A 13042-nucleotide genomic window follows, 5' to 3' on the forward strand; every position below is an offset into this window, starting at 1 on the left:
GTATCAATGTTAAGAAATACCTAAATATTTATGACATGTTTCCTTATCCTCTCGCAGTTCCTCCATGAAACCGTTATGCACAATGTGCCCATTATCCATAATGTAGAAGTAATCACCGATTTGACTAGCCATCATGAAATTTTGTTCAACAAGTAAAACAGTCGTTTTCTCCTTCATTTTCAAAATTGCTACCATTAATTTTTCTATCATAATTGGAGACAGCCCTTTACTCGGCTCATCAATAAGCAATAGCCCATCACTATTGATAAATGCTCTTGAAATCGCCAGCATTTGTTTTTGTCCCCCGCTTAAAAGTCCGCTTTTTTTATACCAAAATTGCTTTAAGTCTGGAAAAAGTTCAAGCATCCATTCTAGCTTCTCTTCCGCTTCTTCCCCGTTTTTCCCCTTAGCAAGTACGAATGTCTCTTCTACCGTTAAATCATGAAAAATCCCTTGATTTTCCGGCACATAGCCTATACCTTTTCTTGAAATTAAATGTGTAGATAGTCCATTTACTTTTGTACTATCATAATAAACTTCTCCATTTGCTATCCGGTGAAATCCCATAACTGAGCGCAATGTTGTTGTTTTTCCAGCTCCATTTCTTCCAAACAATACAGTAATCGTCCCTTTCTCAACCGAGAGGGATACTCCTTGTAAAATATGAAACTGATCTAAATACGTCTCAATATTATTCACTTGTAATAGTGCCACTGTATAATCCCCCTAAATAAGCACTTTGTACACGTTCATCTTTCATCATCTCTTCCGGTAATCCTTCAGCCAATAACTCACCATGAAATAAAACGATAAGATGATCTGATAAACCTAGCACCATATCCATTTTGTGTTCAATAAGTACAATTGTGCTCTCTGGATTCTTTTTAATATTTTCGATTACTTGTAATATAGCCGGAACTTCCTCAACTGAAATACCTGCCGTCGGCTCATCAAGTAGTAATACATCTGTCTTTAATGCTAACAACATAGCCAGCTCTAACTTTCTTTTTTCCCCGTGAGCTAAATCTTTTGCCAATACGTCCCCTTTCTCGTGAAGTAGTACTGTTTTTAAAAGACGTCTCGCCTCTCCAGTTTGCTGCTTTAACTTGGCTGAATTCGGAAAGAAACTGTAATAATCTTGAACGAATGATTGAACACTTAAACGCACATTTTCAAGCACTGTTAGCTCTGGAAAAATATTCGTCAGTTGAAAAGAACGACCAATTCCTAAGCGCGTTCGATCTGAAATTGATAGCTTTGTAATATCCTGCCCTTTAAAATAAACTTCACCTTTCGTCGGAGAAATTTGCCCACTTAATAAATTGAATAAAGTGGTCTTTCCAGCACCATTCGGCCCAATAATTGAAATGAGCTTTCCTTTTTGTACCGTTAAATTAACATCCTTAATAACATGATGCTCACCAAAAGATACACTAAGATTTTTCGTCTCTAACAAATGTGTCACAAGATTCCTCCCCTAAAAGCGATTATGTTTAAACTTTTAAAAGAAATGAGTATAAAGAGGGAATTCCCTCTTTATACAAATTGAATTGAAAATTCAGTTTATTTATTTTGAACTGATGGTTCTGTTTCTTTCATCGTTAATTCTCTCTCTAGCACTGGTACAGGATAATCAACACCCTCTTGCTTTTTCAACGTTATAGAATACAGAGTTTGTAATGCTTGATGATCTTTCTCTCTAAATTTCATCTTGCCTTTTGGTGTCTCAAATTCCATTCCTTCCATTTTCTTAATAAGTGTATCTACATCCGTATCGCCCTTCGTTTTCTTTAAAGCTTCGACGATAGAAATCGCCGCTGACATCCCTCCCGCTGTAAATAAATCTGGAACAGCACCATTAAAACGTTTTTTATGTTCTTCTACTAACCAATCATTCACCTTATTTTTAGGAAGTGTGTGATAATATACAGAAAATCCTTGCATTCCTACTAACGCATCCATCGTTTTTAATGCTGGTATATCAGGTGCACCAGTAGAAATTTTAGTGCCTTGTGCTTCCACATTCATATCTTTCAACTGTTTCCATGGAGAATTCGCACCTGCCCAAACGATAAATAAATAATCTGGTTTTGAGCTTATAATATTTTGAATATTTGCAGTGAAGTCAGTTGAATTTGTATCAGCATATTGCTCGTTTACAATATTCGCACCTAATTTCTTCGCACCAGCTTTAAATGCAGCAATTCCTTCACGACCGAAAGCATTATCTGGAGCAAACGTCGCAATCTTTACATCTTTTTTAGCAATTGAGGCAGCCCCTGCAATCGCATCTTGTGAAGAGCTTCTTCCTGTTCTAAAAATATATTTATTCCAGTTCTTCCCGGTAATACTATCCGCAACTGCCGGTTCTACAACCATAATCTTTTTATACTCTTCAGCTAGTGGTAAAACTGCTAATGTATGACTTGAACTAGATGATCCGACTAAAAAATCAACTTTCTCTTCTTCTAATAATTTTGTAGCCTTCTTAACCGCTACATCAGCTTTCGTCTCCGTATCTTCTACGACAAACTTAATCTTCTTCCCTTCCACTTTCCCTGTTCCACCAGTTGCATAGTCTAACCCTAATTCAAATCCATTTACCGTTTGTTTTCCATACGATTCTAGCGGACCTGTTAATGAAGCAAGAACCCCTACCTTAATCGTTTTTTCATCTTCTGTACTTGTTTTCTTCCCTGAACAAGCTGCTGTTACTAATAGCGCCCCTAAAACACAACCAGTAACCACCGTTCTTAGCCATTTACGTTTTTTCATCGACATTGTGATCCTCCCCATACTTTACTTTCTGTTAGAATCAAACACGCCAAATTCCCCTGTCCGTAATCATGACTTTAAAATTGATAATGGAAAACTCTTGTAGTAACCTCTACATTCGGCATAAATCTATGATCACCTTCCTATTAAATGGAAACGGACATACAATCAATATATATTCTGTTGTTCAAATGAAATTACTGTTTCATTACAGTAATCATCACGAAAAAAGCTACAAATAATTAACTTAATTCCTTAAGTCAACTATTTGCAGCTTACATAAAAACATTGATAGATCAACTACTTATTTATTTTCTACTTTCTCTAACCCTTCAACCAATTGTTTCTTATCTAGCCCTTCCCCTATTATCACCAAGTTTGTCGGGAAACCGAAATCCTGTTCTAATAAAGTTGGTACCCCAAATGAATATTGTAATAAGTGTGGGTACTTATCCCCATGGAATTTCACGAAACCTTTCACACGATAAATGCCATCAGGTAAATTTGAAAGCCATTCATATAATTTATCTTGATCGATTGATTTCGTAAATTGATATGTCATCGTTTGTATATGCAAATGCTGGTTTACATGTAATGTTTCATGCTCTTCATTACTTCCAAATTCAGCTTCTTCTATATCATTCAAAGATATATTGCAATACTTTGTTTCATACAATTTCGCATGATTATTGATTGCTTTTACGTCTTCAAATACTTTGTTCTTATCTTCTTCTGTTAATAAATCTGATTTATTAATGAGAATATGGCTTCCATATTTCAATTGCTCATGTAATAGCTGTTGTACATTTGCACTTAATACACTTCGATTTAACCATCTCACTGCATCTAATACGACTACTATAGATTTCACTTCAAGGAAAGGTGCTAGAATTGGTGATACACATGCATCTAACACCTCAATTGGATGTGCGACGCCTGTTGTTTCTATATAAATTACATCCGGTCTTTCTTGTTGATATAGTGAATGTAATTGTATTTCAAGCTCTTCTTTTAACGTACAACAAATACATCCTTTTAGAAGTTCTCTTAACACATTCTCTTTTCCAATAATATCTGTATCTACCGAGTATTCACCTATTTCATTCATTAAAACAGCAACTTTTCGATTTTTCTTCTTTTCTGCTAATAATAAATTTTGCAGCAACGTTGATTTCCCGCTACCTAAAAAACCACCTAATATATGAATTTCTACTTTACTCATATGACCGACCATCCATTTCTCTACTTCAAATTTCTTCAAAGCGTAATTATTACGATTTATATTTATCATTTTATTAAAAGAATAACTATTTGTAAACAAAACTGCTAGATTATCGTTTCATTTTCATTCACTTCATGAGCAACTCTAATTCCGGACTCGATTGCCCCTTGCATCCATCCATGTGTTAACGTCGTATGTTCTCCTGAAAAATGCACTCTTCCAGCTGTTGATGTAATATATGGAAACAGTTCAAGCTCTTGTCCTGGCTCAAAAGCTGTAAATGCTCCGCAAGAATACGGATTTTGACTCCAACTAAAAGAAGTACCTGTTACAAACTCACTATAAACCACGGTACCATATATTTGCGCTAAATTTTTTAATGCATAACGAATACGTTCTCTATTCGAGAGACTATCCCATGTTAACGCCTCATCTGCCCACGTATAACTTGCTAAAACGATAGCTGCCCCTGGTGTATGAATGCCATAACTCGGATAATATGTAAAGCGTATAGGTAAATCTGTAATTGATTTCCCACCACACTGCCCCGCTCTTTCCCAAAATCTACTTTTGAACTCTATCGCAATTTTAGTCGCTGCAATATAATTCAATTCACGAATTGCCCGCCTTTTAAAATAAGAGAATAAATGATACGGCTGGACTTCTACAAAGCGCAAAGCTGAAAATGGAATTGTGACAATGGCAATATCACCCGTTATTATAAATCGCTCTAACGTTTTTTCACGGTTTACTTGCATCATCACTTTATTATCTTCTTGTATTATTTTTTCTACTTTATATGACATGAAAATATTATCCTTTAGCTGTTGTAAAAATGAATTTGGTAATGCATCCATCCCGCCCGTTATCTCGTAATATTTTGTCGTTGAAGTAAAAAAAATCATTTCCCGTAATACTTCAATTAAAGACATTCCCATATATGCTTCCATATCAAGAAGTACACCGATCATATCTATTGCTCCATCAGAATAATACTCGGTTAAAAAAGAACCGAGTGAATATGTTTTATACTTTTTTTCAACAATAATCCAGTTTTTATTAGGATCTTTCTTAATATAATTAAGTATCGGTTCTAATACCTCTAATATTAATTCTTCTGCCGTTTTCCCTCTTTCTGTTTTTAAAACTGGATATCCGAGTACACTTGGATCATTTTCAAACACATTCAATCTCGTTCTAATATTATTCGTATAGATTATATCTGAAGAAGTTTTATTAATAAAAAGATTTAACTTTAGTTTAAATTTACGAATGTAAGCTAAAGTTAAATCATGAGTCTCCGGAATACGCATAGGGCCTGCGTTAAAATATAATCCTGTGCTAAATGGCTTACGAATTGTATACACCCTGCCGCCTATTCTGTTATTTGCTTCTATAATCGTTACCTCGTGCCCAGCTTCTTTTAATAAAGATGCTGCAACTAATCCAGATATCCCCGCACCAGCAATTGTAATCCTTTTGGGGTTATTTGTTTTGGCAAGCCCCTCATGGATAATTTGAAGCATTTTTTCCATCGATAATGGATTCCCCATGCCAAGTCCCCTTTTATGAAGGATTTTACTGAATTATATTCGTTTAGCAGGGTTCCTATGTTTCGGTCAAGTAATTGGACGGATATATTTTCAATTACTTGAATATCTTTTATAAAATGTAATAAAATAGATACGAAACTATAGAAGTAAGACGTATTATCTTACATAATAAAATTAACGAAATAGCGAGGAATTTTGAAATGAAAAAAGGGATTAACCGTGTTGTATTAGTAGGAACAGGAGCAGTAGGATGTAGCTATGCTTACTGTATGATTAACCAAGCTGTCGCTGAAGAATTTGTTTTAGTTGATGTAAATGAAGCAAAAGCAGAAGGAGAAGCAATGGACTTAAGCCATGCCGTACCTTTCGCACCAGCTCCAACAAAAGTTTGGAAAGGTAGTTATGAAGATTGTAAAGACGCAGATCTTGTTGTAATTACAGCTGGATTACCACAAAAGCCAGGTGAAACACGCTTAGATTTAGTCGAGAAAAACGCTAAAATCTTCAAACAAATTGTTCGTAGCATTATGGACAGCGGATTTGATGGCATATTCTTAATCGCAACTAACCCTGTAGATATTTTAACTTACGTAACTTGGAAAGAATCTGGTTTACCGAAAGAACGAGTAATCGGTTCTGGTACAACACTTGATTCTGCTCGTTTCCGCTATATGTTAGGTGAGTACTTCGATATTGGCCCTCATAACATTCACGCTTATATTATTGGAGAGCACGGTGATACAGAACTTCCAGTTTGGAGTCACGTATCAGTTGGTATTCAAAAACTAGAAACACTTCTTGAAAAAGACAACACATATAACCAAAAAGATTTAGATGAAATCTTTATAAACGTTCGTGACGCAGCTTACCACATTATTGAACGAAAAGGTGCTACATACTACGGCATTGGTATGTCACTGCTGCGTGTTACGAAAGCAATCTTGAACAATGAAAACAGCGTATTAACTGTATCAGCATATCTTGAAGGTCAATACGGCCAACAAGACGTTTATATCGGCGTACCTGCTGTCTTAAACCGCGGCGGTGTTCGTGAAATTTTAGAAGTTGAATTAAGTGAAGAAGAAGAATTAAAATTCGATCATTCTGTTCAAGTATTAAAAGAAACACTGGCTCCTGTACTTTAATCAAATATTTAGTAAAAAAAGCAATCCAACTTATATTGGATTGCTTTTTATTTCCCCTCAATATAAACGTTATTATTCTCCATGGCAGAAAGGAGTGATTTCATGGATGATTCTTGGCCGATTGGAACCCTCCTTACTAGCTGTAACATCCTTAATATTCTTAAAAACACTATTTCCAAAGAAAAAATAACCGATGTTTTCACCAAGAGAAAACATCGGTTACATTTTCTATCATTTATTATCTTTAATCGGTTCATCATTAGTTACGTCAAGTATATCTAATAAAAAGATAAAGATTGGAATCCCGATAATAAGCCCCCATATTCCGAGGAAATGCTCTGAAAAGATAAGAATCATAAATGTATAAAAAACAGGCAAATTCGTTTTTGCAGACATAAATTTTGGATTTAAAAAATAACTTTCAAGAGCATGGATTACTGTAATGAATACTAGTATGTATACAACATACATAACCCCACCGACGTTATAGGCAATTATACAAAGTGGAAACAAGGAAATAATAACACCAGCAACTGGAATCAAACCGAGTAGAAAAACCATGACAGCTAATACAAGAAGCTGCGGAAATCCTAAAATGACAAGTGCGATTACAGTGAGAACACCATTTACAACCGCAATTAAAAACTGTGCTTCAATCACCTTTCCAAACGATCTTGCAAATCTTTCGCCGAAATATGCAATCTCCTCATAAAAAATCTTTAATTTACTATCTTTAAATTTGGACGTGAATGAAATAATTCGCTCTTTTTCTAATAAGAAAAATAAGCTTAAAATAAGAGACAATAATATTTGCAAACTTACCTTTCCTATGTTTGCTATTGATTGATAAATGACATCCACACCTTGTTCAATATATTTTGATACTTCCATTTCATTAATTGCTGAAAGTACGTATCTAATCATCTCATTATCAGGTGGATGTTGAAAAAACAATTTAAATTGATAAATTAATTGTGAAATTTGTATCGTTAGTACCGGTAAATACTTATACAATGTTGTGACAATAAATGTCACTAATATTATATACAAACAAGCAATAACGACCTTCCTATTCACTTTCAATTTTTTTGAAATAAAGCGTTGAAACCGATCCATTAAAAATGTCAGTATAAACGTAATTAGGATTAAATTGATCATACTTTTTAATCCATATAATACAAGTGCTAATATTATTAAAACGAGAAACCGTTGAAACCCTCTACTTCGAAAGAAATTTTTCACTTCATTCATTAAGAATTAACCTCCCCCTTCAATGGATGGAATTGGATATATTACAACACACACTTATTCATTGTAATACTATTACATTTTATGAGCTTCTATAGACAATCTTTCTTACTAATTGGGAAGAATCCTTTTTTTCTTTTGGAAAATAATTTTTATATACGTAATATCCTCCGGCACATGCCAATAGGACAATCCCTCCTGCGATAGACAACGTTACCTTTACCCATTTTTTTATGTTGTTCCCCCCAATCTACAAGTTGCTCACTAGTAAATTTTCATATTGAAAAAAGAGAGTTATCTTCTTAACTCTCTCTAGACAAAATGCTAAATGATACAATTAATTATTCCAATCAAATCATTGCTTTTTTTCCATTCGCTTCGCTAACAATTCCTTCACTTGATTATAGGTTAACCCTGAATTTTTATTTAAACGTTTTACTTCCTCAACATCAGTACCTACCACTGTATATTTTTTATCATCATTCATTTTTCTACTTCCCTTCTCACTAGATTATTTCTTATATTCCTTCCCTAAATGCACATAAATTAACACCAATACAAAAAAGGAAGCTGTTTCTAATCACAGCTTCCTTCTCATTATATTGTATTTCTTAATAAAATTTCACTACATCTTCAGTAGGTAAGAATGTTCTTTCTCCTGGTTGTTCATTTGGTTCACCAAATGGCATTTGTCCTACTAAGCTCCACTCTGCTGGAATGTTCCAAGTTTCTTTCACTTCAGCATCTACGATTGGATTGTAATGTTGTAATGATGCTCCAATTCCTTCAGCAGATAATAGCATCCATACCGTATGTTGTAACATTGCATTTCCTTGATGAGACCAGAATGGGAACTGCTCTTTATATAATGGTGCATTTTCTTGCATTTTTTCTACTGTTGCTTGATCTTCAAAGAATAGTACTGTTCCTACACCTGCATGGAAGCCTTTTAGTCTTTCTACTGTTGCTTCAAAGTTTTCTGCTGGTACGCGGGCTCTTAGTGTTTCTTTTACGATATCCCAAAACTTTTCATGCTCTCCATCCATTAATACGACCATACGGCCACTTTGCATATTGAAAGAAGTTGGTGCGTGTAAAGCTGTTTTTAAAACTTCTTCAATTTTTTCTTTTGTTATTGTAGCGCTTTTTGTTACTTTACGAATTGAACGGCGGTTTACGATTGCTTCTTTTAAATTTGTTGTAGTTGCTGACATTTTAATTCCTCCAAATGTATGTTTTATAATTTATTTAAACAAATTAATTTGATTCCTCCATGACAAACGAATTAGCAATAGCCATCCGTATTACATTGCATGCCTTCAAATGAATTTGTTTTATCCTTCTCGATTTCTTTATCAATTACTCTTTGTAACGTTTCTTTACTAGCAAGCCCTTGAATGACTTCATCTCCAATCATTACAGTTGGGACAGCCATAATATTCGCTTCATCATATGCATGTTGAATTGCTTCTTGATGTTTTTCTTTATATTTACGGGTTACTAAAGCATCTTTAAATTCAGCTTCAGGAAGCCCTACTTCTACCGCTAATTTCGTTAAAACATCAATATCCTCAATGTTTTGTTCTTCTTGGAAAAATGCTGTGAATACACGGTGATGATACTCATTTCCAAGTCCACGTTCTTTCGCAAATTGACATCCTTCGAAAGCTAAATGTGTATATGGATGCGGTGAAACACGTGGTAATCGCATTTCAATTCCTAATTTCTTTGCAGTAGGAAGTATGAAAGCATCCCATGAACCTAATTTATCTGGCTCATTCCAAGGATCTATTTTAGAATATGGACTTGGACGCAATTCAAATGGCATCCATTCAATTTCTACATCTTTCTCTTTCGCTACTTCATCTAATGGACCTTTTGCTAAAAAGCAAAACGGGCATATAAAGTCTGAGTATACTTTCATTTTTACAGTCATATCTTTACACCTTACCTTTATAGTTGTAATCAATATAGTTACAATAATAACAAAAAAATATAGATATTATTTCAAGAATTCATTTTCTCTTGCAAGGATTCAAACAACTGTCCCATCGTAATATTTCTCAAAACTTCTTCCATCGCGGATTGTGCTTGAATTAAAATAACTTCTAACACAGCTTGAATATTTGCTCCAATTGGACAATCTGGATTTGGTTGCTCGTGCATATGAAATAGTTTGTCTTCTTCTACTACATTCACTGCGTGATATACATCTAACAATGTGATTTCATGTAAATCCTTTAATAATCCCGCACCACCTGGTCCACGATTTACGTAAACAAATCCAGCTTGTTTCAAGTAAGACATTATTTTGCGAATTACTACCGGATTTGTATTTACACTTTCGGCCATATAGTCCGACGTACAAACTGAAGATGGATTGTTTTTCAAAATAGATAAAATGTGAACAGCTATAGAAAAGCGGCTACTAATTTTCATCGTTATCACCACCTCGATGTAATCATTATAGTTACAACAAAAAGATAAGTCAATCCTTTTTATAGATTTTTTTAAGCAAATAAAAAAAGTGCCTCATTACGATATATGAGACACCTTATCTTATTCTGCAAATAACTCTTGAAATTCTTCAATAAATAACTGAACAGCAAGTGAAGCTTCCTTTAATGAAGGAACAGCTAAAGCAATTTCTCTCCACACTTGCGGCTCCAATTCTCGCGTTTGCACGTTCTTTGGTAAATTCGTTAAAGATAATTCAGCTAATATTGCAATTCCTAATCCTTCTTGAATCATATTTAAAGATGTTGTTACAGTCGAAACCGCATATTCAACTCGAAGTGGCACGTTTGCTTGTTTGAACATATCAATAATCGGCGGTTCATATCCACCTTTAAATAGTATAATCGGTTCGTTCTCTAAATCACTTATCGTAATAGAACTTTTCTTACAAAGGGGATGATCGTCCCTTAAAACTACAACCATCTTCCCTTTCGTTACTGGGACTATTTCCATATCTTTATTCGGTAAAATGACAATTCCAATATCGATAACTCGTGATAATAACCAATCTTCAACTTCTTTTAGCGCTCCCTCACAAAGAACTAATTGTAAATTGGGATACTTTTCACGAAAGATATTAATCATTTTCGGTAAGAAATACGCCGAGGCACTTGGAAAACTTCCTATACGAATCGTTCCAACTTCATGCCCTTTCTCCATCGCCACTTCTTGTTCAATCTTCTCAACACCATTCAAGATTTCTCTAATATGTACAAGAATTCTGTTTCCAACATCCGTAACGATTAACCCTTTTCGTTTATCACGTATAAGTATAGTAACTCCTAACTCTGACTCAATACTTGAAATCGCGTGACTTACAGCTGGTTGCGTCATATTTAACACCCCGGCGGCCTTCGTAAAACTCCCTAATTCAACCGTTTTAATTAAAACTTGAAGTTGTGTAATGGTCATAACTAATCACTTATACTCCTTATAAAAAAGATTCATTTTATTTATCATAGTCGATATCATATCATAGTGAAATGAATAACAACAAGGAGGTCTTACAGTGACACAGCTTTCTCGAACTAAGACGGCCATAATCCTTATTTTTCTCGTTTTTATGTGGGGAATTAATTGGCCGTTATCTAAATTTGCTCTGCATTACACACCACCCGTACTCTTTGCAGGGATTAGAACATTAATAGGAGGATTTATCCTACTTATTTTCGCATTACCGAAATACAAACAATTAAATTTAAAAGAAACTTGGCATTTATACTTTATTTCATCTTTACTCAATATCATTTTATTTTACGGACTACAAACTGTCGGACTCCAGTATATGCCCGCCGGACTCTTCTCCGCAATCGTATTTCTCCAACCTGTCTTACTCGGCATTTTCTCATGGATTTGGCTTGAAGAATCAATGTATGGTTTGAAAGTTTTCGGACTTATTCTCGGATTTATTGGTGTAGGGGTTATTAGCTCTAGTAGTTTAACTGGACATATTTCTATTATTGGTGTGCTACTTGCTTTAGGATGCGCTATCGGCTGGGCACTCGGCACAGTATTTATTAAGAAAACTGGACACCGCGTTAATGCCATTTGGATGGTAACACTTCAACTTATTATTGGTGGATTTTGCTTAATCGGATTCGGTTCAGAATTTGAAAGTTGGTCTAACATCGCTTGGAGTATACCTTTTGTAAGTGTACTACTCTTTATTTCATTCTTCGTTATTGCAATGGGGTGGCTTGCTTACTTCACACTTGTTGGAGCTGGTGAAGCGAGTAAAGTTGGAGCTTATACATTCCTTATCCCTCTTATCGCTATTATTGTAAGTTCAATTTTCTTACATGAGGCCATTACAATTAGCCTATTTATTGGACTATTATTTATTGTGGTGAGTATTTGTTTTGTAAATATAAAGCCGAAAACACTTACTGTAGGGCAGCAAGTTGAAGTGAAATAAATAGATATAAGAAAGAGCCTACTGCTTGTAGGCTCTTTCTTATATCTTACTTTTTACGACGTACTACAAAAATACACGTACCCACCGATGATGCAATCGCTAAAATAGATAAGACAATTGCTATTGTTTGCATATTACTTGTACCTTCATTCTTTTCCACACTAGACACTTCTCCATGTTCTCCCGTGAGTGATGTACCTTTTGTAATCGTCGTAAGTGAATGTGGCTTCTCAGCTTTCTCATCGCCTGTCCATTCAACAATTTCTCCATCTTTGTATTGTTGATATGCATCCCAAGCTATTTTTTGTTCTTTATCTGGATTTTTAGCAACAAAAGTAAATCGCTGGAACTGATCAGGTAAAATCCCCTCTCCTGTTGCTTCCCATATTACAGTTTTAACTTTTCCAGCTGCGTCTTTTTGTTCTTCTACTTTCCATCCTGGCACTGGCTCATACTGTTGAAACTCAACTCCAGACGGTATTTTTAGTGTGACTTTTGTTGTTGCCATATTTTTTTCAACCGGCACTTTTATTGTGTAAGTCTCCCAAGAGCTAACGTCAGAAGTTGCTGGTTTCACAGTCACATGAGCACTAACAGGTAACGAAAAAATCCCCATTGCAATTATAGTTGCTATCATTGTTGTTCCTAATTTTTTTATACGTTTCAT

Annotated in this window: 14 protein-coding genes; 2 read left to right on the top strand and 12 right to left on the bottom strand. The window is 34.8% G+C overall.

Annotated features, from left to right (window positions below; genetic code table 11):
* Nucleotides 1-9: 9 nt before the first annotated feature.
* From ACTFQM_RS05785 to ACTFQM_RS05805, 5 genes are all read right to left on the bottom strand, one after another.
* Nucleotides 10-714, bottom strand: a complete 705-nt coding sequence (locus ACTFQM_RS05785) for a branched-chain amino acid ABC transporter ATP-binding protein (protein ID WP_440033722.1) — start codon at nucleotides 712-714, stop codon at nucleotides 10-12.
* Nucleotides 692-1465: an ABC transporter ATP-binding protein gene (locus ACTFQM_RS05790; RefSeq protein WP_071720621.1), complete on the bottom strand. Its 774-nt coding sequence runs from the start codon at nucleotides 1463-1465 to the stop codon at nucleotides 692-694. Before ACTFQM_RS05790 ends, ACTFQM_RS05785 begins: the two co-directional genes overlap by 23 nt.
* Before the next feature lie 98 nt (nucleotides 1466-1563).
* Nucleotides 1564-2781 carry a substrate-binding domain-containing protein gene (locus ACTFQM_RS05795; protein ID WP_440033723.1) on the bottom strand — a complete coding sequence of 406 codons (1218 nt, stop codon included), beginning with the start codon at nucleotides 2779-2781 and terminating at the stop codon, nucleotides 1564-1566.
* Between the two features lie 298 nt (nucleotides 2782-3079).
* Nucleotides 3080-3997 carry a CobW family GTP-binding protein gene (locus tag ACTFQM_RS05800; RefSeq protein WP_440033724.1) on the bottom strand — a complete coding sequence of 306 codons (918 nt, stop codon included), beginning with the start codon at nucleotides 3995-3997 and terminating at the stop codon, nucleotides 3080-3082.
* A 104-nt stretch (nucleotides 3998-4101) separates the two neighbouring features.
* Nucleotides 4102-5550: a flavin monoamine oxidase family protein gene (locus ACTFQM_RS05805; RefSeq protein WP_440033725.1), complete on the bottom strand. Its 1449-nt coding sequence runs from the start codon at nucleotides 5548-5550 to the stop codon at nucleotides 4102-4104.
* A 200-nt stretch (nucleotides 5551-5750) separates the two neighbouring features.
* Here ACTFQM_RS05805 and ACTFQM_RS05810 point away from each other — a divergent pair, with 200 nt between their 5' ends.
* Entirely contained in the window at nucleotides 5751-6695 is a 945-nt protein-coding gene (locus ACTFQM_RS05810) for an L-lactate dehydrogenase (RefSeq protein ID WP_002171426.1), read from the top strand.
* A gap of 231 nt (nucleotides 6696-6926) precedes the next feature.
* On the opposite strand, the gene ACTFQM_RS05815 is transcribed toward ACTFQM_RS05810, so the two are convergent.
* The 6 genes from ACTFQM_RS05815 to ACTFQM_RS05840 all read right to left on the bottom strand — a co-directional run bounded on the left by ACTFQM_RS05815 (nucleotide 6927) and on the right by ACTFQM_RS05840 (nucleotide 11372).
* Nucleotides 6927-7946: an AI-2E family transporter gene (locus tag ACTFQM_RS05815; RefSeq protein WP_002171425.1), complete on the bottom strand. Its 1020-nt coding sequence runs from the start codon at nucleotides 7944-7946 to the stop codon at nucleotides 6927-6929.
* A gap of 352 nt (nucleotides 7947-8298) precedes the next feature.
* Entirely contained in the window at nucleotides 8299-8430 is a 132-nt protein-coding gene (locus ACTFQM_RS05820; RefSeq protein WP_048372788.1) for a hypothetical protein, read from the bottom strand.
* 124 nt (nucleotides 8431-8554) lie between these two features.
* Complete coding sequence (locus tag ACTFQM_RS05825) at nucleotides 8555-9157, bottom strand: nitroreductase family protein (RefSeq protein WP_071720632.1); 603 nt, start codon at nucleotides 9155-9157, stop codon at nucleotides 8555-8557.
* Nucleotides 9158-9228: 71 nt separating this feature from the next.
* Entirely contained in the window at nucleotides 9229-9879 is a 651-nt protein-coding gene (locus ACTFQM_RS05830) for a DsbA family oxidoreductase (protein ID WP_025150030.1), read from the bottom strand.
* Nucleotides 9880-9950: 71 nt separating this feature from the next.
* Complete coding sequence (locus ACTFQM_RS05835; RefSeq protein ID WP_002171421.1) at nucleotides 9951-10382, bottom strand: Rrf2 family transcriptional regulator; 432 nt, start codon at nucleotides 10380-10382, stop codon at nucleotides 9951-9953.
* Between the two features lie 120 nt (nucleotides 10383-10502).
* Entirely contained in the window at nucleotides 10503-11372 is an 870-nt protein-coding gene (locus ACTFQM_RS05840; RefSeq protein ID WP_002171420.1) for a LysR family transcriptional regulator, read from the bottom strand.
* 97 nt (nucleotides 11373-11469) lie between these two features.
* Here ACTFQM_RS05840 and ACTFQM_RS05845 point away from each other — a divergent pair, with 97 nt between their 5' ends.
* Nucleotides 11470-12375, top strand: coding sequence for a DMT family transporter (locus tag ACTFQM_RS05845; RefSeq protein ID WP_327908883.1), 906 nt, complete (start codon nucleotides 11470-11472; stop codon nucleotides 12373-12375).
* Between the two features lie 46 nt (nucleotides 12376-12421).
* On the opposite strand, the gene ACTFQM_RS05850 is transcribed toward ACTFQM_RS05845, so the two are convergent.
* Nucleotides 12422-13042, bottom strand: a complete 621-nt coding sequence (locus ACTFQM_RS05850) for a YcnI family copper-binding membrane protein (RefSeq protein ID WP_440033726.1) — start codon at nucleotides 13040-13042, stop codon at nucleotides 12422-12424.

The organism is Bacillus cereus group sp. MYBK30-2, from assembly GCF_051915945.1.
Classification (GTDB): Bacteria; Bacillota; Bacilli; order Bacillales; family Bacillaceae_G; genus Bacillus_A; species Bacillus_A paramycoides.

Coding starts and splice junctions, on each gene's coding strand:
- ACTFQM_RS05815 (WP_002171425.1), bottom strand. CDS start 7,946: ATGAATGAAGTGAAAAATTTCTTTCGAAGTAGAGGGTTTCAACGGTTT.
- ACTFQM_RS05820 (WP_048372788.1), bottom strand. CDS start 8,430: ATGAATGATGATAAAAAATATACAGTGGTAGGTACTGATGTTGAGGAA.
- ACTFQM_RS05835 (WP_002171421.1), bottom strand. CDS start 10,382: ATGAAAATTAGTAGCCGCTTTTCTATAGCTGTTCACATTTTATCTATT.
- ACTFQM_RS05805 (WP_440033725.1), bottom strand. CDS start 5,550: ATGGGGAATCCATTATCGATGGAAAAAATGCTTCAAATTATCCATGAG.
- ACTFQM_RS05830 (WP_025150030.1), bottom strand. CDS start 9,879: ATGACTGTAAAAATGAAAGTATACTCAGACTTTATATGCCCGTTTTGC.
- ACTFQM_RS05810 (WP_002171426.1), top strand. CDS start 5,751: ATGAAAAAAGGGATTAACCGTGTTGTATTAGTAGGAACAGGAGCAGTA.
- ACTFQM_RS05825 (WP_071720632.1), bottom strand. CDS start 9,157: ATGTCAGCAACTACAACAAATTTAAAAGAAGCAATCGTAAACCGCCGT.
- ACTFQM_RS05800 (WP_440033724.1), bottom strand. CDS start 3,997: ATGAGTAAAGTAGAAATTCATATATTAGGTGGTTTTTTAGGTAGCGGG.
- ACTFQM_RS05850 (WP_440033726.1), bottom strand. CDS start 13,042: ATGAAACGTATAAAAAAATTAGGAACAACAATGATAGCAACTATAATT.
- ACTFQM_RS05840 (WP_002171420.1), bottom strand. CDS start 11,372: ATGACCATTACACAACTTCAAGTTTTAATTAAAACGGTTGAATTAGGG.
- ACTFQM_RS05795 (WP_440033723.1), bottom strand. CDS start 2,781: ATGTCGATGAAAAAACGTAAATGGCTAAGAACGGTGGTTACTGGTTGT.